The sequence below is a fragment of the Lonsdalea britannica genome (assembly GCF_003515985.1).
Classification (GTDB): domain Bacteria; phylum Pseudomonadota; class Gammaproteobacteria; order Enterobacterales; family Enterobacteriaceae; genus Lonsdalea; species Lonsdalea britannica.
The window spans coordinates 2,020,292-2,038,951 of record NZ_CP023009.1 but is presented as its reverse complement, the minus strand read 5'-3'; the positions used below and the strand labels follow the sequence as shown (position 1 = coordinate 2,038,951).

16 protein-coding genes are annotated in these 18,660 nt (G+C 55.7%); 3 read left to right on the top strand and 13 right to left on the bottom strand.

Features of this window, described 5'->3' with window-relative positions:
• The first annotated feature begins 186 nt into the window (after window positions 1-186).
• On the top strand, window positions 187-2,745 hold the full coding sequence (gene mutS, locus CKQ53_RS09365; RefSeq protein WP_208639999.1) for a DNA mismatch repair protein MutS: 2,559 nt from the start codon (window positions 187-189) through the stop codon (window positions 2,743-2,745).
• A gap of 487 nt (window positions 2,746-3,232) precedes the next feature.
• On the opposite strand, the gene CKQ53_RS09360 is transcribed toward mutS, so the two are convergent.
• Window positions 3,233-3,628, bottom strand: coding sequence for a copper resistance protein NlpE N-terminal domain-containing protein (locus tag CKQ53_RS09360; protein WP_094117755.1), 396 nt, complete (start codon window positions 3,626-3,628; stop codon window positions 3,233-3,235).
• Between the two features lie 141 nt (window positions 3,629-3,769).
• A complete protein-coding gene (locus CKQ53_RS09355) occupies window positions 3,770-4,318 on the bottom strand; it encodes a YaeQ family protein (RefSeq protein ID WP_085653099.1) in 549 nt (182 codons plus the stop codon).
• A 211-nt stretch (window positions 4,319-4,529) separates the two neighbouring features.
• Between CKQ53_RS09355 and CKQ53_RS09350 the strand changes: the two genes are divergently transcribed.
• A complete protein-coding gene (locus CKQ53_RS09350) occupies window positions 4,530-4,730 on the top strand; it encodes a YaeP family protein (RefSeq protein WP_085653100.1) in 201 nt (66 codons plus the stop codon).
• Window positions 4,717-4,977, top strand: coding sequence for a Rho-binding antiterminator (gene rof / locus CKQ53_RS09345; protein WP_085653101.1), 261 nt, complete (start codon window positions 4,717-4,719; stop codon window positions 4,975-4,977). The genes CKQ53_RS09350 and rof overlap by 14 nt, the downstream gene beginning before the upstream one ends.
• Window positions 4,978-5,028: 51 nt before the next feature.
• Here the strand turns inward: rof and tilS are convergent, their stop codons facing one another.
• The 11 genes from tilS to bamA form a co-directional block, all read right to left on the bottom strand.
• Complete coding sequence (gene tilS / locus CKQ53_RS09340) at window positions 5,029-6,384, bottom strand: tRNA lysidine(34) synthetase TilS (protein WP_100053505.1); 1,356 nt, start codon at window positions 6,382-6,384, stop codon at window positions 5,029-5,031.
• Window positions 6,374-6,763 (bottom strand): VOC family protein, encoded by a 390-nt coding sequence (locus tag CKQ53_RS09335; protein WP_094117757.1) that lies wholly within the window; start codon window positions 6,761-6,763, stop codon window positions 6,374-6,376. Before CKQ53_RS09335 ends, tilS begins: the two co-directional genes overlap by 11 nt.
• Window positions 6,764-6,866: 103 nt before the next feature.
• On the bottom strand, window positions 6,867-7,826 hold the full coding sequence (gene accA / locus CKQ53_RS09330) for an acetyl-CoA carboxylase carboxyl transferase subunit alpha (protein ID WP_085653104.1): 960 nt from the start codon (window positions 7,824-7,826) through the stop codon (window positions 6,867-6,869).
• A gap of 12 nt (window positions 7,827-7,838) precedes the next feature.
• A complete protein-coding gene (gene dnaE / locus CKQ53_RS09325; protein WP_085653105.1) occupies window positions 7,839-11,321 on the bottom strand; it encodes a DNA polymerase III subunit alpha in 3,483 nt (1,160 codons plus the stop codon).
• Window positions 11,322-11,400: 79 nt separating this feature from the next.
• Complete coding sequence (gene rnhB, locus CKQ53_RS09320; protein ID WP_085653106.1) at window positions 11,401-11,997, bottom strand: ribonuclease HII; 597 nt, start codon at window positions 11,995-11,997, stop codon at window positions 11,401-11,403.
• Window positions 11,994-13,139 (bottom strand): lipid-A-disaccharide synthase, encoded by a 1,146-nt coding sequence (lpxB, locus tag CKQ53_RS09315; RefSeq protein ID WP_094117758.1) that lies wholly within the window; start codon window positions 13,137-13,139, stop codon window positions 11,994-11,996. The genes rnhB and lpxB overlap by 4 nt, the downstream gene beginning before the upstream one ends.
• A 5-nt stretch (window positions 13,140-13,144) precedes the next feature.
• Window positions 13,145-13,933, bottom strand: a complete 789-nt coding sequence (lpxA, locus tag CKQ53_RS09310; RefSeq protein WP_085653108.1) for an acyl-ACP--UDP-N-acetylglucosamine O-acyltransferase — start codon at window positions 13,931-13,933, stop codon at window positions 13,145-13,147.
• A 4-nt stretch (window positions 13,934-13,937) separates the two neighbouring features.
• A complete protein-coding gene (gene fabZ, locus CKQ53_RS09305; protein WP_026738770.1) occupies window positions 13,938-14,393 on the bottom strand; it encodes a 3-hydroxyacyl-ACP dehydratase FabZ in 456 nt (151 codons plus the stop codon).
• A 148-nt stretch (window positions 14,394-14,541) separates the two neighbouring features.
• Window positions 14,542-15,564, bottom strand: coding sequence for a UDP-3-O-(3-hydroxymyristoyl)glucosamine N-acyltransferase (gene lpxD, locus CKQ53_RS09300; protein WP_094117759.1), 1,023 nt, complete (start codon window positions 15,562-15,564; stop codon window positions 14,542-14,544).
• 4 nt (window positions 15,565-15,568) lie between these two features.
• A complete protein-coding gene (gene skp, locus CKQ53_RS09295; RefSeq protein ID WP_094117760.1) occupies window positions 15,569-16,066 on the bottom strand; it encodes a molecular chaperone Skp in 498 nt (165 codons plus the stop codon).
• Between the two features lie 142 nt (window positions 16,067-16,208).
• Entirely contained in the window at window positions 16,209-18,635 is a 2,427-nt protein-coding gene (gene bamA, locus CKQ53_RS09290; protein WP_085653111.1) for an outer membrane protein assembly factor BamA, read from the bottom strand.
• Window positions 18,636-18,660: the final 25 nt, after the last annotated feature.

Sequence of the window (18,660 nt, the reverse complement as noted above, 5' to 3'; positions counted from 1 at the left end):
CATGAACATAAATGTAGGTTTCGCTGTATGTGCCCATATTTTACCAAGCTATAGGTTGGCAAGCTACACTTTAACCTACATTTAAATGTAGGATTTCATGATATCCGATGAGACAACGTGAAACCTAATGATAATCATAAAAAACACTAACTCATTAAAAATTAAGAGAATGGACATCACAAGCCGATGAGTACAATGAAAAATCTAGACTCGCACACCCCAATGATGCAGCAGTACCTGAGGCTGAAAGCAGAACATCCGGAAATCCTGCTGTTCTACCGCATGGGCGATTTTTACGAGCTGTTCTACGATGACGCCAAGCGGGCATCGCAGCTGCTGGATATTTCATTAACCAAACGCGGTGCCTCTGCGGGAGAGCCTATCCCGATGGCGGGCGTTCCCCATCATGCGGTGGAAAACTATCTGGCCCGGCTGGTACAGCTGGGCGAGTCCGTCGCCATCTGCGAACAGATTGGCGATCCTGCGTTAAGTAAAGGGCCGGTAGAGCGCAAAGTCGTGCGCATCGTGACGCCGGGCACGATTAGCGACGAGGCGCTGCTTGAGGAGCGTCAGGACAATTTGCTGGCGGCTATCTGGCAAGACGGTCGCGGATTTGGCTATGCCACGCTGGACATCAGTTCAGGACGTTTCCGACTGGCGGAACCCGCCGATCCTGAAAGCATGGCCGCCGAAATCCAGCGCACTAATCCGGCCGAATTGCTCTATCCCGAGACGTTCGAGCTGATGTCGCTGATTGAGCATCGCAACGGTCTGCGCCGCCGCCCCCTGTGGGAGTTTGAACTGGATACAGCCCGCCAGCAGCTTAATCTACAGTTCGGTACGCGCGACCTGACGGGTTTTGGCGTCGAACAGGCCAAGCTCGGACTGCGGGCCGCCGGATGTTTGCTGCAATATGCCAAAGATACGCAGCGCACTTCCCTGCCCCACATTCGCGGCATCACGATGGAACGCCAGCAGGACGGCATCATCATGGATGCGGCGACGCGACGTAATCTGGAGCTGACGCAAAACCTGTCCGGGGGCCCCGAAAATACGTTAGCGGCCGTACTGGACTGTACCGTGACGCCGATGGGCAGCCGAATGCTGAAACGCTGGGTGCACATGCCGAGTCGTCACATTCAGACGTTAACGCAGCGTCAGGAGGCCATCGGCGCACTGCAAGATCTGGCCCTCGAATTACAGCCTTTCCTGCGTCAGGTCGGCGATTTAGAGCGTATTCTGGCGCGGCTGGCGCTGCGCACGGCGCGTCCGCGCGATCTGGCGAGAATGCGCCATGCTTTCCATCAGCTGCCGGACATTCATGCCCTGCTGTCTTCTGTCAACGCCGATGCGGTTCAGCGGCTTGCCAGCCAGATAGGCCAGTTCGACGAGCTGCGCGATCTGCTGGAACGCGCGGTAGTGGAAGCACCGCCGGTTCTGGTGCGGGACGGCGGCGTTATCGCCACCGGCTACCATGAAGAGCTGGACGAATGGCGCAGCCTTGCCGCAGGCGCCACCGACTATCTGGACAAACTAGAAATCCGGGAACGCGAAAAGCTTGGCATTGATACGCTGAAAGTCGGTTTCAACGGCGTACACGGCTATTTCATTCAGGTGAGCCGCGGACAGAGTCATCTGGTGCCGATGCACTACGTGCGTCGCCAAACGCTGAAAAATGCCGAACGCTACATCATCCCAGAGCTGAAAGAGTACGAAGACAAGGTTCTCACCTCTAAAGGCAAGGCGCTGGCGCTGGAGAAGGCGCTTTATGATCAGTTGTTCGACCTGTTGCTTCCTCATCTGGCCGAGCTGCAACAAAGCGCCAGCGCGCTGGCGGAACTGGACGTCCTGACCAACCTGGCGGAGCGCGCGGATACACTGAACTATGTCTGCCCGACGCTAAGCGATCGTCACGGCATCAAGATCGCTGGCGGTCGTCACCCCGTCGTAGAGCAGGTGCTTAGCGAGCCATTTATCGCCAACCCGCTGTCGCTGTCCCCGCAGCGCCGCCTGCTGATCATCACCGGTCCGAATATGGGCGGGAAAAGTACCTATATGCGTCAGGCCGCGCTTATTGTACTGATGGCCCATATCGGCAGCTATGTTCCGGCAGATCAGGCCGTCATTGGCCCGGTCGATCGCATCTTCACCCGCGTCGGCGCGGCGGACGATTTGGCATCCGGTCGCTCCACCTTCATGGTGGAAATGACCGAGACCGCCAATATTCTGCATAACGCGACGGAACAAAGTCTGGTGCTGATGGACGAGATTGGCCGAGGCACGTCGACCTATGACGGCCTGTCGCTGGCGTGGTCATGCGCAGAAACGCTGGCAAACAAGATCAAGGCCATGACGCTGTTCGCCACCCACTACTTCGAGCTGACTAATCTGCCGGAGAAAATGGAAGGCGTCGTCAATGTCCATCTGGATGCTCTGGAGCACGGCGATACCATCGCCTTTATGCATAGCGTGCAGGATGGGGCCGCCAGCAAGAGCTACGGTCTGGCCGTAGCAGCGCTGGCCGGCGTGCCGAAAGAGGTGATCAAACGCGCCCGCCAAAAGCTGAAAGAGTTGGAAACGCTGTCCAATAATGCTTCAAGCAGCCACATCGACGGGGCCCAGTTAATGTTGCTGGCTCCCGAAGAGCCGTCTGCCGCGATGGAAGCGCTGGAGACGCTCGACCCCGATATGCTGACTCCGCGTCAGGCGCTTGACTGGCTTTATCAGCTGAAAAAGATGCTCTGAGTCGATAGCAAACTCTCATACGGTCGTCGCAAGGCGGCCGTGACTTGCCTCTCTTCGCCAACATCGCCCGTGACTCGTTATCTCCCCATTTCCATACCTGTCCCGTTAGAACAGAGATCGGCAAACCGCTTGGGTATTAATCATTCAGAGGCGCGTAAACCCGTAGGTGCGGGAGACCGAGAAATAGGGAAACCGTTGAGCGCGAAAAGAGAGGGAATCTCAGCGTAGAGCGAAGCCAACAACAGGCTTGAAGGTCAGAGAGTCAGAGAGTCAGAGAGTCAGAGAGTCAGAGAGTCAGAGAGTCAGAGAGTCAGAGAGTCAGAGAGTCAGAGAGTCAGAGAGTCAGAGAGTCAGAGAGTCAGAGAGTCAGAGAGTCATTATCCCACTCGCCGTGGCTTACCGCTATCTGCATGGGGACATACTTGCCTTAAGCCTGCAATGCCTCAACGGCTCAACGGCTCAACGGCTCAACGGCTCAACGCTGATTTTACGCGGGGTTTACGGCAAACAGGTGGTATTGCTGGGAAGAAAGCAGCGGACGTCCCCGCTCATCCAGTACCGTCAAATCGTTATTTTTAGCCAAAAAGTAACGTTTGCCGCCGTGAGTATTCGTGAGCACCAGTTTATCCGCGGTGCGCAGCCATTGACCTTTTTCCCATTGCCGCTGGAAATGCCCTTCGCCGTCAATGCTATGCGTATTTAAAACGAAGCTGCCGTCGGCGTCGAGATACAGCGCAATATTTCTGCTATCGGGCAACGTGCCACGGTAATGCTGCGCCATCGGCTGCAGTGACTCAGACTGAACGACTGTATACGAATGACAGCCGATGAGTCCCGACAGACCGAACATCAAAACACCACTGATGATCAGCTTATGCATCATAATCTCCCTACTTTTCTGCGCGTTATGCCCTACGTTCAAGGTCTGTGTCGCGTGAATTCCACGTGAAGTCGGCACTCTGCACTGCCACCCGCTCCGCGCAGAAATGAAGGGACGGATGGCCTGATTGAATAGCGATCATCCCTATTGCCGCGCGATTTGCCAGTCATCAAAAACGACTTCCAGATGATTCTGGTCGTCTGACAACCAGATGGTGCCTTCCTGCAATGTGGCCTGCAAAGACATGTTGCGGCGGACTAATGTGGTCAGTTGCATCAGCTGTTTATCATCCAGAAAACGTACCGTCAGATGGGAGAGCTGCGCCGCTTTATCCGCCATCGTCTGCCACCAGACTCGAGCCGCACGCTCGTTGTAGGCATACAGCACGACCTCACGCGACAAGCTGCACGCTTTCTTTAAGCGCTTCTCGTCCGGCAATCCCAGTTCGATCCATTGTTCAATCTGCTGATCGTCACTGTGTCGCCAGATTTCGGGCTCGTTGTCCGCACACAGACCTTTCGTAAAGCGCAGTGTCTCGTCGGCGTGGCAAATCCATGCCAGCAGCCGCAGCATCATCCGCTGATCGGTTTCGGACGGATGCTGCGCTATCGTCAGCGTCGCATCGTGGAAAAAATGGCGATCCATATCGGCAATATTCACTGCCGCTTTGTACACCGTTGCTTTTAACGCCATGTTTCACCTCTTGGTTTGGGCCGACAGTGTACTGGAGAACCGCCACGCCTCACACCCCGGGTTTTATATGACGCCTAAGGCATAATACTGATAACCCGTAAATGCCTATGCTATAGTCGGCTGGCAGGATAGCGTTCATTTTCTTCGTAGGCTGATACCTCCGGTGACGTCAATATGAAGGCTACCAGGCTGAGCTCTAAGGGAGGGTATAGTGCAACAATACGGTGAATTAGTACGTCGTCTCTATACAGAGATCGCCAGCGGTAACCTAGGTTATCTACCCGATGCACTGGGTTGTGTATTGAAAACCCTGGACCAAATTGCCCTAAATGGCGATTTGCCGTCCTCAGTCAGGGAACAGGCGGCCTATGCCGCCGCTAACTTATTGGTGAGCGATTATGTCAATGAGTAATGAATATCAACCCATCAATTGTGATGATTACGATAATCTTGAAGCCACCTGCCAACAGCACCTGACGTTGACGGTGGAATTACGTAACGGTGAAGTGGTGTCCGGGAAAGCCAGCGACATTATCTCTCGCAAGCACGTCGAATATCTGCTGCTTGATGATGCGGGCCACGTCAGGGAAGTTCGGCTTGACCATATCCTCAGCTTCAGTCATCCCGAAATAGGGAAAGTCGTGGTTAGCGAACCCTGACCGCACTTCATATCGCCAATTAAACGGACAACTGAGTTGTCCGTTTTCATATTAAGAACGCGTCAAGGACGACGAAGACGCAGGATGCCAGACAATACGCCAGGCGGCGTCTTCCGACTCAGGGCGCCCTTCACGCGTAACAAAGGTTCCTACCGCCGCGATAAGCTGTTCGCCGTAGAAGATCAGCGGCGTGCGTTCTCTCATCCAGGGTGCGACGCCTAACTCCTGCCACAGTTTTTTTAACTGACGCCCATGCCCGCGCCCGACGATGTGAAATGTTCCCTGCGCATGAAAGCGCACCGTCACCGCTTCGTCGGGATGAGGACGGCGCACCGCGACACCCTGGGGTCCTAATGCCAGCGCTCCCAGTTCAGAGGGAAGCGCCAAAGGCGCTGACGTCGGGTCCCAGGCCAACACCGTATCTCTGACTGACGGCCACTGCGGCAAAACATATAAACCATCGCGAAAACGCCGGATCTGCCACGGCCCCAGTACCAACTGCGGCTCAGCATCCCGGCGACTAAGCGCCACATCTTGCCACAACCGCTGCAGCTGTTCCCGCGAAGGCATTCGTACGCCTTCTGCCGCCAGCCAACGCCGTAACAACGCGGATCGCCGCAGCGGGCCGTAAGACTCAAGAGCCGTAATCGACAACCCGCCGTCGGCGCGGCGAAGCGATTGCAGCGACTCCGCCAGCAGTTCATCCAGTAACTGCTCCTGTTCCGCACAGAGCTCCGCGCTGCGGGAGACCGCGGCGGGGAAATGCGGCCAGCGCTGCGTCAAAACGGGTAACACATGGCGACGAAGGAAATTACGATCAAAGCGATCGTCGCTATTGCTGTCGTCTTCAACCCAGCTCAGGCCATGATGCGCCGCATACTCGGCAAGTTGAGTGCGGCTGCAGGCCAGCAGCGGCCGTAAATGCGTCTGTTCGCCGAGTCGTGTTACCGACGCCATCGCCGACAATCCTGCGGGGCCACTGCCCCGCTTGAGCGCCAGCAGGAAGGTTTCACTTTGGTCGTTTTGATGTTGTGCGGTCAGCAGCACCTCATCCCTATGCGAATGCTCACGGATAGCCTGATAACGCGCCTCACGCGCCGCGGCCTCAATACCGCCCTGCTGCGCATCAACCTGCACCGGCAGAACGCTGAAAGGTACATGCCAGTCTGAACACAGCCCCTCGCAGTGCTGCGCCCAGCGGTCGGCGAACGCGCTGAGGCCATGATGGACATACGCCGCCCGCAGCGAGAGCCCATATTGTTCTCTTAACCGCACGCACAAATGCAGCAGGACGGTGGAATCTAACCCGCCGCTGTAGGCGAGCAGGTAGCTGCCGCCTGACGTCACCTGACGTGCGACTGCATTTAACAGGACATCATCGCTGCGCGTCGCGACACTATCGTTCATACAACTCCAACGGCAAATCATCCGGATCGGCAAAGAAAGTGAACCGTCGCCCGGTCTCTTCATCAATGCGAATAGGCTCGCAGTTAACGCCCCGACGCGTCAGCTCACCGACCGCCTGATCGATATCATCCACGGCAAAAGCCAGATGCCTGAGTCCCTGCGCCTCGGGACGACTCACGCGCGAAAGCGCATCAGGGAAGGAGAACAGCTCGATAACGTAGTGGCCGTTCAACGCCAAGTCGCCCTTCCAGGAGTCTCTGGCGGCACGATAAATCTCATGCTGCAGAGTGAATCCCAGCAGGTCGCAGTAGAAACGCTTACTCCGTTCGTAGTCAGACGCAATGATAGCAATATGATGAATTCCCTGAAGTTTCAGCATAGCGACTCCCGACAAACGCGGTGTGAGGAAAGGATGGGGGTCATCATAACAAAAAAGTCCGCGGTCATTGCTGACCACGGACTTTTTAGGACGGAGAGAACGATCAGCAGTAGCCGTAGTTCATCAACCGCTGATAACGACGGTTCAACAGTTCCTGTTCGTTGAACGCATCCAGCTCGCGCAGGTCAGCCAGCAGCTGAGACTTAAGCGAAGCGGACATGGCGTCCACGTCGCGATGCGCAGAACCCAGCGGTTCAGGGATCATGGTGTCGATCAGGCCCAGCTCTTTCAGACGCGGAGCGATAATCCCCATCGCTTCTGCGGCCAACGGCGCCTTGTCCGCGCTTTTCCATAGGATTGAAGCGCAGCCCTCTGGGGAAATCACGGAGTAGGTGCTGAACTGCAGCATGTTGACCTTGTCGCCCACGCCGATTGCCAGCGCGCCACCGGAACCACCTTCACCGATCACGGTGCAGATGATGGGCACGCTCAGCTCTGACATTTCGCGCAGGTTACGGGCAATCGCTTCAGACTGACCACGTTCTTCCGCGCCCACGCCCGGATAAGCGCCCGGGGTGTCGATGAACGTGATGATCGGCATTTTAAACCGCTCGGCCATTTCCATCAGGCGCAGTGCTTTGCGGTAACCTTCCGGCGCCGGCATACCAAAGTTACGACGAATTTTTTCTTTGGTTTCACGGCCTTTCTGGTGGCCGATAACCATCACGGGACGGCCATCCAGACGCGCAATGCCCCCCACGATCGCTTTGTCGTCAGCGTAGGCGCGGTCGCCTGCGAGCTCATCGAAATCGGTGAAAACGCGTTTGATGTAGTCAAGCGTGTAAGGACGCTGGGGATGACGCGCCAGCTGAGCAACCTGCCATGCGCCCAGATCGGCGAAGATTTTACGCGTCAGTTCTACGCTTTTTTCACGCAGACGCTTAACCTCTTCGTCCAGATTTATATCCAATTTTTCGTCTTGACGGCTGACGGCGGTCAGAGAGTCAATTTTCGCCTCCAACTCTGCAATCGGCTGCTCAAAATCAAGAAAATTCAGACTCATAGTAATCCTATATTAGTCAAATTCCAGTTCTACCTGTTCATTACCCACTACGGTGCGCAGATCGTTCAGGAGCACGTCGGTCGGGGTCACGCGCCATGCCGCGCCGAAGCGTAGCCGAGCTCGCGCATCCTCCCGCTGGTAATAAAGATGCACCGGAATCGTCCCTGATCGATGGGGATCCAACGATTGACGGAGACGGTTTAACAACTGGTCATCAATTTGCCTGTCAGTCAGCGAGATAGCAAGTCCACGCGCATATTTTTCCCGCGCTTCGCTGATATCCAAAATCTCGCGAGCGGTCATTTTAAGCCCGCCGCTGAAATCATCAAAACTGACCTGTCCACTGACGATCAAAATACGGTCTTGCTCCAGCAAATGCTGGTATTTATCCAATGCATCGGTGAATAACATCACCTCCAGACGACCGGAGCGATCGTCCAGGGTACACAAACCGATGCGGTTGCCTCGTTTGGTCACCATCACGCGGGCGGAAAGCACGAGACCCACCGCAGTGGTGATTTTGCCCCGATCCGTTGGGTGCATATCTTTCAAACGCACGCCAGCGGCATAACGTTCGATTTCCTTCAGATATTGGTTGATGGGATGACCGGTCAGATACAGACCCAGCGTTTCCCGCTCACCATCCAGTACGACCTGTTCCGGCCAGGGAGGAACCGTGCTGTAGGACTGCTCGACCTGCTCATGCGTTTCCGCCAGCACGCCGAACATATCCACCTGACCGATTGCCTCCGCTTTGGCATGCTGCTCGGCCGATTTCATCGCATCCTGCAATGAGTTCATCAGCGCCGCGCGGTGCGGGCCAAGACGGTCGAACGCGCCGGACATGATCAGCTTTTCCAGCACGCGGCGGTTCAGCTTTTTGATGTCCGCGCGCGCGCAGAGGTCAAACAGATCGCGGAAATAACCGCCCTGATTACGGGCTTCGATGATGGCCTCAATCGGCCCCTCGCCCACGCCTTTGATCGCGCCGATGCCATACACAATTTCACCGGCGTCGTTGACGTGGAAGTGGTACAGACCGCTGTTGATATCCGGCGGCAGGATTTTGAGCCCCATACGCCAGCATTCATCCACCAGTCCGACGATCTTGTCGGTGTTGTCCATATCCGCCGTCATGACCGCAGCCATGAATTCCGCCGGATAATGCGCCTTCAGCCATAGCGTTTGGTAAGACACCAACGCATAGGCGGCGGAGTGCGACTTGTTAAAGCCATAACCGGCGAATTTCTCCACCAGGTCGAAGATTTTCATCGACAGTTCGCCGTCGATGCCCATCTTCTCTGAACCGGCTTTAAACACCGATCGCTGCTTGGCCATCTCTTCGGGCTTTTTCTTACCCATGGCACGACGCAGCATATCCGCGCCCCCAAGAGTATAGCCGGAGAGCACCTGGGCAATCTGCATCACCTGTTCCTGATACAGGATGATACCATAGGTCGGTTCAAGCACCGGTTTCAGCGACTCGTGCTGCCACTCGATATCCGGATACGAGATGGCTTCCCGGCCGTGCTTACGGTCGATAAAGTTATCCACCATCCCTGACTGCAACGGGCCCGGACGGAACAGGGCCACCAGCGCGATCATATCTTCGAAGCAGTCAGGCTTCAGACGTTTGATCAAATCCTTCATGCCGCGGGATTCCAACTGGAATACCGCAGTCGTTTCCGACCGCTGCAGCATGTCGAAACTTTTCTTGTCGCTGAGCGGGATAGCGGAGATATCGATCGGCTCCAGCCCCATCTTCTCCTGACGCGGATTGATCATTTCCAGCGCCCAGTTGATGATGGTCAGCGTACGCAAGCCGAGGAAATCGAACTTCACCAGCCCGGCATATTCCACATCGCTCTTATCGAACTGGGTGACCGGATGCTGCCCTTCAGGATCGCAATACAGCGGCGCGAAGTCAGTAATTTTGGTCGGCGAGATCACCACGCCCCCGGCGTGTTTACCGGCGTTACGGGTAACCCCTTCCAGTTTGCGCGCCATGTCGATCAGCGCTTTAACTTCTTCATCGGCCTCGTAGATTTCGCCCAGCTGCGGCTCTGCGGCGAACGCTTTTTCCAGTGTCATCCCGGGATCGGGCGGCACCAGCTTAGAGATGCGATCTACGAACCCGTAAGGGTGACCCAGCACGCGACCTACGTCTCGGATGACCGCTTTCGCCGCCATCGTACCGAATGTGATGATCTGCGATACCGCATCACGGCCGTACATCTCCGCCACGTGGTCGATCACCAGGTCGCGTTTTTCCATGCAGAAGTCGACGTCGAAGTCGGGCATGGACACACGTTCCGGGTTCAGGAATCGTTCGAACAGCAGGTCGAAGGCCAGTGGGTCAAGATCGGTGATTTTCAGCGCATAGGCGACGAGCGAACCGGCGCCGGAGCCTCGTCCCGGCCCAACGGGCACGTCGTTATCTTTCGACCACTGGATAAACTCCATCACGATCAGGAAGTAGCCGGGGAATCCCATCTGGTTGATGACTTGCAGCTCGATTTCGAGACGTTCGTCATAGGCCGGCCGCTGCTGATTGCGCTCTTCTTCATCCGGGAACAGGAACGCAAGACGTTCCTCAAGTCCCTCCCGGGAACGCATGACCAGATAATCTTCCGTCGACATATCGCCGGTGGGGAACTGCGGCAGGAAATACTCACCCAGTCGGATCGTGACGTTACAGCGCTTGGCGATTTCAACGCTGTTGGCCAGCGCTTCGGGAATGTCGGCAAACAGCTCGCACATTTCCTCTTCGGTGCGCATGTACTGTTGAGGACTGTAGTTGCGCGGACGTTTGGGATCGTCCAGCGTATAGCCATCGTGGATTGCGACGCGAATTTCGTGAGCATCGAACTCGTCGGCGTTGATGAAACGCACGTCGTTGGTGGCGACGACGGGCAGGCCGTGCTGGGTCGCCAGCGCCACCGCCGCATGCAGATAGCTTTCTTCATCCGCTCGGCCGGTACGGATCAGCTCCAGATAGTAACGCTGCGGGAAGTGCTCCTGATAAAAGGCCAGACATTGTTCCACCAACGCCAGATTACCGCGCAGCAGAAATTTACCGATGTCGCCCTGACGACCGCCGGACAGCAACAGCAAACCTTCCTGATGTTCCACCAGCCAGTCGCGATCTATCGTCGGACCTGCGGCACCATAGCCGCGCTGATAGGCGCGGGAGATCAACAGCGTCAGATTCTGGTAGCCGACGTTGTTCATCGCCAGAATAGTGAGGTGCGCCAGTTCGTCGGCCAACTCCTCGCTCTGCAGATAAAAATCTGCGCCGACGATCGGCTTGACGCCAGCGCCATGCGCGCCGCCGTAGAATTTCACCAGACCGCACAGGTTGGAATGGTCGGTGATCGCCAGCGCGGGCATGCCCATTGACGCCGCTTTTTTCACCAACGGTCCGACCTTAGCCAGCCCATCGATCATGGAATAGTCACTGTGAACACGCAGGTGAACAAAACGTGGTTCGGCCATCTCCAGATCCCAGTATTGATTAAATCGAATGTCGCCGGCGACTCATGCGTTCACCGGCATCACATAGCCTGCGCTGACGTTACGCCAGCCCCAACGCCCGCTTCACCGGAGCAAAGCTGCGGCGATGATGATGAGTTGCGCCGTGCATCGCCAGTTTTTCCAGATGGAAAGCGGTGGGGTAACCTTTATGCTTCGCAAAACCGTAATGCGGGAAGAGCAAATCCAGCGCTTCCATTTCCCGGTCACGCGTTACCTTCGCCAGAATCGACGCGGCGCTGATCTCCGGCACCCGGCTATCGCCTTTGACGACCGCTTGTGACGGCATCGGCAACACAGGACAGCGGTTGCCGTCGATCAACACATAGTTTGGGGTCACAGACAGACCGGCCACGGCGCGCTGCATCGCCAGCATGGTGGCGTGCAGGATATTCAGGCTATCGATTTCGTCCGGCTCTGCCCGGCCCAGGCTCCACGCCAGCGCTTTTTCTTTGATTTCATGATACAGCGCCTCGCGCCGTTTCGCGCTGAGCTTTTTGGAATCGGCCAGACCCACGATGGGTCGAGCCGGATCGAGAATGACGGCGGCAGTCACCACAGCGCCCACCAGCGGGCCTCGCCCAACTTCATCCACACCGGCAATGCAGGTTGCCTGCGGATAAACGAAAACATCATTCATGATTTTGCCAACTCCAGTACCGCCTGAGCCGCCTGCTCATCGGCATCACAACGGATCTGCTGATGCAGATGTAAAAAGGTTTCTTGTAGTTCGTGGACCTGAACGCTGTCCTGCAGCCAAGGCAACAGCGCCTCAGCCAATTTATCCGGCGTGCATTCGGTTTGCAGCAGCTCTTTTACCAGCTCACGTCCGGCCAGTAGATTGGGCAATGAGACCCACGGCGTTTTAACCAGCTTACTGGCCAGCCAGAAGGTAAACGGCTTCATCCGATACCCCACCACCATCGGACACTTCGCCAGCATGCACTCCAGCGCCGCCGTGCCCGAGGCCAATAGCGCCGCATCGCTGGCGATCATCGCCTCTCGCGCGAAACCATCTAACAGGCGAACAGGTAAATCGGGCGCGACCTCATTTTTAATCTCTTCGAACTGTTGCCGTCGCTTGGCATTCACCAGCGGGACGACAATTTCCAGGTCGGGACAAGCTTCGCGCAAGAGTCTGGCCGTCAGAAGGAAATCTTTGCTGAGCATTTCAACTTCTGCGCCACGGCTCCCCGGCAGTATCGCCAGACAGCGGACATCAGGAGCAATCCCCAACGTTGACCGGGCGGCCAGTTTGTCGGGATGCAACGGCATCGCATCGGCCATGGTATGTCCGATGAAACGGCAGGGAACGTCGAAACGATCGTAAAACGCCTTTTCAAAAGGCAAAAAGGCCAACACCAAATTCGTGGCTCGGCCGATTTTGAAAACGCGTTTTTGGCGCCATGCCCAGACGGACGGGCTGACGTAATGAATGGTCTTGATCCCACGCTGCTTCAAACGCCCTTCGAGCGTGATATTGAAATCGGGCGCATCGATACCGACGAAAACATCCGGCTGCAATTCGGTGAAACGCTGGGTCAGATCACGGCGAATTTTCAGCAGGCGCGGCAGGCGCTCCAGCACCTCCACGATGCCCATCACCGCCAGTTCTTCCATCTCGTACCAGACTTCACAGCCTTCAGCTTGCATGCGGGGACCGGCTACACCGACAAAGCGCGCATCCGGGACGTGGGTTTTAATGGCGCGAATTAAGCCAGCGCCAAGAATATCGCCGGAGGTTTCTCCGGCGACAAGGGCAATAGTCAGGGGACGGGTCATAAGCGTCAGCGGATAATGCCGCGCGTAGAGCGGGTGAAGAAGTCCAGATACGCCTGAACCGCAGGATGGTCCGCGGCCAGCGCTTCAATATCCGGCTTAACCTCATCCAGCGTCTTACCACTACGGTAGATCAGCTTGTAGGTGTTACGTATGGCATGCAACGTCGCTTTATCAAAACCACGGCGCTTCAGCCCTTCGATATTAATCCCGAACGGCGTGGCGTGGTTCCCCTGAGCAATCACATACGGCGGCACGTCTTGAGCAACGCCGGAGCAACCGCCCACCATGACGTGCGCACCGATGACGCAGAACTGATGCACGGCGGTCATTCCACCGATGATGGCATAATCATCAACAGAAACATGGCCGCCCAGCGTCGCGTTATTCGCCAGGATGCAGTGATTCCCCACGATACAGTCGTGGGCGATATGCGTATTGATCATCAGCAGGTTATCGCTGCCGACTTTAGTCAACCCGTCGTCCTGCGCTGTGCCGCGGTGGATGGTCACGCTTTCGCGGATGCGGTTGCGATCGCCTATCTCAACGCGAGTCGGTTCACCAGCGTATTTCAGATCCTGGTTAACTTCGCCGATGGAAACGAACTGGTAGATTTCGTTATCGTTTCCGATACGGGTCACTCCGTTAACCACGACGTGCGATTTCAGCACCGTTCCCGCACCGATCTCAACCTGAGAACCGATCCAGCAGAAGGGGCCGATGTGTACGCCGGCACCGATGACGGCTCCGTCTTCAACAATCGAACTGGGATGAATAAAGGCGGTTTGATCAATCACGTTATCATGCCTCCCGACGACGAGCGCACATCATCTCTGCTTCACAAGCGATTTCACCATCGACTTTCGCAACGCCTCTGAAACGAGCGACGCCACGACGTTCTTTGATGAATTCCACTTCCAGTACCATCTGGTCGCCCGGCTCAACAGGACGTTTAAAGCGCGCATTGTCGATTGCAGCAAAGTAGTACAGTTCGCCCGGTTCCAGTTTACCCACGCTTTTGAATGCCAGAATGCCGGTAGCCTGTGCCATGGCTTCCAGAATCAGCACGCCAGGGAAAATCGGTTTACCTGGAAAATGTCCCTGGAAAAAGGGTTCATTAAAGGAAATGTTTTTCACTGCACGTAAAAATTTACCTTCTTCGAAATGCAGTACGCGGTCTACCAGCAAAAACGGATAGCGGTGCGGCAACAGTTCCAGAATCTCTTCAATGTGCAGAGTATGGGTGTCAGTATTCAAAATACTCTTCCTGTCTTAATAAAAACGTCATCAACAATGCAAACCGCGGCTCCCCAATAGAGGGAACCTCACACGGTCTGCCAATAACAAAGCAAAACAGCTTTGCCCGTCCCTGCAGCAAAGCTCGGTAGAACTGAAACCCACGGACTTAACTTTTATCGAGTTTTCGCTCTATGGTCTTCAATCGCTTGCTCATGTCATCAATATTCATGACCAAAGCCGCCGTTTTTCGCCATGCTTTATTCGGCTGCAGTGGTATGCCCGAGGAGTATACACCAGGCTCGGTGATAGGACGCATAACCATCCCCATTCCCGTCACCGTGACTTTGTCACAAATTTCCATGTGGCCATTTATCACGCTGGCGCCGCCGATCATGCAGTAACGTCCGATTTTCAGACTTCCCGCCATGATGACGCCGCCCGCGACCGCGGTATTGTCGCCAATCACCACGTTGTGTGCAATCTGGCATTGGTTATCGATGATGACGCCGTTGCCGATGATCGTGTCATCCAATGCGCCGCGGTCAATCGTCGTATTCGCGCCGATTTCCACGCGATCGCCAATAATGACCGTGCCTAGCTGAGGGATCTTCACCCAGTTGCCGCGATCGTTGGCATAACCGAAACCGTCCGAGCCGATGACCGCGCCTGACTGAATCAGGCACTGCTCACCCAGCACGACATTGTGATAGATCGTGACATTGGCCCACAAGCGGCTGCCCGCGCCAATGCGTGTATTTTTACCGATAAAACAGTTAGCGCCAATCACGGCGCCATCGCCCAGCTCAACGCCGGACTCAATCACGGCATTCGGCCCGATTGATACGCCTTTACCCACTCGCGCATCCGACGCAATCGTCGCGGCAGGCGAGATAGCTTCAGCCGGCGCCGGCGTCGTATCCATCACCTGCGCCATACGCGCATAGGTCAAATAAGGGTTTTTCACCACCAGAGCGGCGGTATGACAGAAAGGCAAATCGGCTTCGGTCACCACGACGGCCGAAGCCTGGGTGGTCGCAAGACGATCGCGATAACGGCTGTCAGACAAGAAAGTGATCTGACCTGACTGAGCAGAATGCATTGATGCGACAGCGGTGATGACGATATCGCCATCACCGTGCAACTGTGCATCCAACTGTTGTGCTAAAGCATCCAGTCGAATTGAGAACATCGAATTATTTAACCTGTTTCAGCACGTCGGCAGTAATGTCTTTCGCGTTGTCCGCGTAGGCGACAGCGTTGGCATCAATAACGATGTCATAACCCTGTTTGCTGGCAACACTTTTAACAGCATCCTGAATACGGCTCAGGATTTTGTTACGTTCTTCCATCTGGCGACGACGGTTGTCCTGATCAAATGCCTGCGCTTTAGTAGAGAACTGTTCGCGCTGTGCCATGACGTCTTTTTCCATCTTGCTGCGTTCGCTGGCTTTCATCGTCGAGCCATCACGCTGCAGTTTCTGCATTTTCTGCTGCAGATCGCGTTCCATATTCTGAAGCTCTGACGCACGGCCGCGGAATTCACTGTCCAGCTGCTTGGCGACGGTTTCGCGTTGCGGCAATTGCTGGAAGATGCTGGATACGTTTACCACTGCAATTTTATCAGCAGCTTGAACGCCTGCTGATGCAGCTAATGCCAGGCCAAGACCTGCGGCACACAACCACTTTTTCACTATAAACTCCTCACGCTAACCTATTTGTGTCTTAACACACTCGTATATGCACAACAGGCAGCGCTGTGACGCTCCATAGAGGCCGGCGTCCTCAACTCTGCCTGCCGTGCGGCTTGCCTGCATACGTTCTGCTGGCCTCAGATTACCAAGTTTTGCCTATATTGAACTGGAACTGCTCCGATTTATCCCCGTCGTATTTCTTGATCGGCTGGGCATAGGAGAAGACCAACGGCCCCAGCGGAGACATCCACTGCAGCGCAATACCACTCGATATACGGAAATTACCCGGTTTGCTGTAATCCGGTATGCCCGCGGCAAGCGTCTCCGGGGTGTTTTCCCAATGGGTATCCCACGCGGTACCGCCATCGACGAACAGTGACGTACGCACGGAGTTCGCGTATTTTTCGCTGATGAACGGCGTCGGCACGATCAGTTCGGCACTCAGCACCATGACGGCGTTACCGCCCACGGCATCATCGAGGTTGTCTTTATCGATCGGACATCCGGCATAGGACGACTCGCTGCCATTACATTTGTAGTAGGCGGCTTTCGGACCGATGGTATTAGACTGGAAGCCACGCACGGAACTTGAACCACCGGCGTAGAAGTTGTCGTAGAACGGCATCTCTTTACCGCCTAGCCCATCGCCGTAACCCAGACGAGAGCGGCCCATCAGCACCCAGTTACGATTTTCGCTCAGCGGCAGATAGCTGGTCGAATCCAGGGTGACTTTATAGTACTCGTTGTCCGAACCCGGAATCGTCACCTTGCCATTCAGCGTCACGCGGCTACCCGACGTCGGGAAATACCCGCGGTCGAGGTTGTTGTACGTCCAGCCCTGCGTCAGGAAGAAGTCATCAGCCGAGAAGTCCGCACTGTCGGAGCTGCCGGTGACGACACCCGGTTCAACGCCGGACTTATAGAGATAGCGCCACATCGCGACCTGCGGTTCCATATCGGACAGGTCGTTGTGCACGTAATCGAGGCCCAGACGCAACGAGTTGTTCTCGTTGATCGGGAAGCCCAGCGTCGTGCCCGCGCCATAGCTACGGTTGGTGTAGTCGGACAAATCGGCGTCATACGCCTTAAAGTCGTTATAGAAGATACGACCGCCCAGACTGACGCCGTCCACCGTAAAGTACGGGTCGGTCATCGACAGTTCGATATAGGTCTGGTAGTCGTTCTTCGTTCCGGTGATCCCGACAGAGTTCCCTGTACCCAGCCAGTTGTCCTGCTGGACCCCGGCCTGGAAACTCACGCCGCTTTCAGTACCGAAGCCAATACCAAAGTTCAGGCTACCGGTGTTGCGTTCTTTCACCTTGTAGACCACGTCGACCTGATCCGGCGTGCCGGGAACGCGCTGCGTTTCCGTATCCACGCTTTCAAAGTAACCGAGACGGTTCAGACGTTCTTTACCCTGGTCGACCAAGTCATTGCCGAGCCAGCCGCCTTCCATCTGGCGCATCTCACGACGCAGCACAGAGTCTTTGGACGTGTCGTTGCCTTCAAAGCGGATACGACGAACGGAGAAACGGTTGCCTGCATCCACGCTGATGTTCAGACGTACCGTCTTATCGGCATCGTTGATTTCCGGCTGCGTGATGACGCGCGGATAGGCGTAACCGTAACGACCCAGCAGTTTCTTGATGCTCTCTTCCATCCGGGTCACTTTCGTGCCGTTGTACAGCTCGCCCGGCTGGATTTTGGTCAACCCTTCGATTTCAGCGGAGTGACCGGCCAGATTGCCGCGGACATCTACGCCAGAAAGCTTGTACTGATCGCCTTCCGTCAGGTTGATGGTGATATAGATGCCTTTTTTATCCGGCGTCAGGCTGACCTGAGTCGAGTCGATGTTGAAACGCGCATAGCCGCGATCGAGGTAGAAGCTGCGCAGCGTTTCAAGATCGCCCGACAGTTTCTGCTTCTGATATTTACGATCGCCGACCACGTTCCACCATGGCACCTCGTCGCGCAGCTGGAAGCGTGAAATCAGCTCATCGCTGCTAAACGCTTTATTGCCCACGATGTTGATCTGTTGGATTTTGGCGGAGACGCCTTCGGTGAAGACCAGTTTGAGATCGACACGATTACGCGGCAGCGGTGTGACCACGGCTTTCACCGTCGCACTGTATTTACCGACGCTGTAGTAGAAGTCTTCCAACCCTTTTTCGATGTTCGAAATCATCGTGCGGTCAAGCGCTTCCCCCACGCGAACGCCGGACGCTTCCAGGTTCTCTTTCAGCATGTCTTCCTTCACCGACTTGTTGCCGGAGAAAGTGATGCTGGCGATGGTGGGACGTTCTTTCACCTGAACGAGTAGCGTGTCGCCATCTCGCAGTACTCGAACATCTTCGAAGTTTCCGGTCGCAAATAAAGCACGGATAATATTCCCGATATCTTCATCGCTGACGTTATCTCCGACACGGACCGGCATGCTGAGCAATGCCGCACCGACGGCAACCCGTTGCAGGCCCTCGAAATGAATGTCTTTCACTACGAATCCGTCTGCACCGTATACGGTGGCGCTACTGAACAGTAGCGACGCTATGAGCAACTTTTTAATCGCCATCGTTGTTATGCGTTTTTCCTAACTT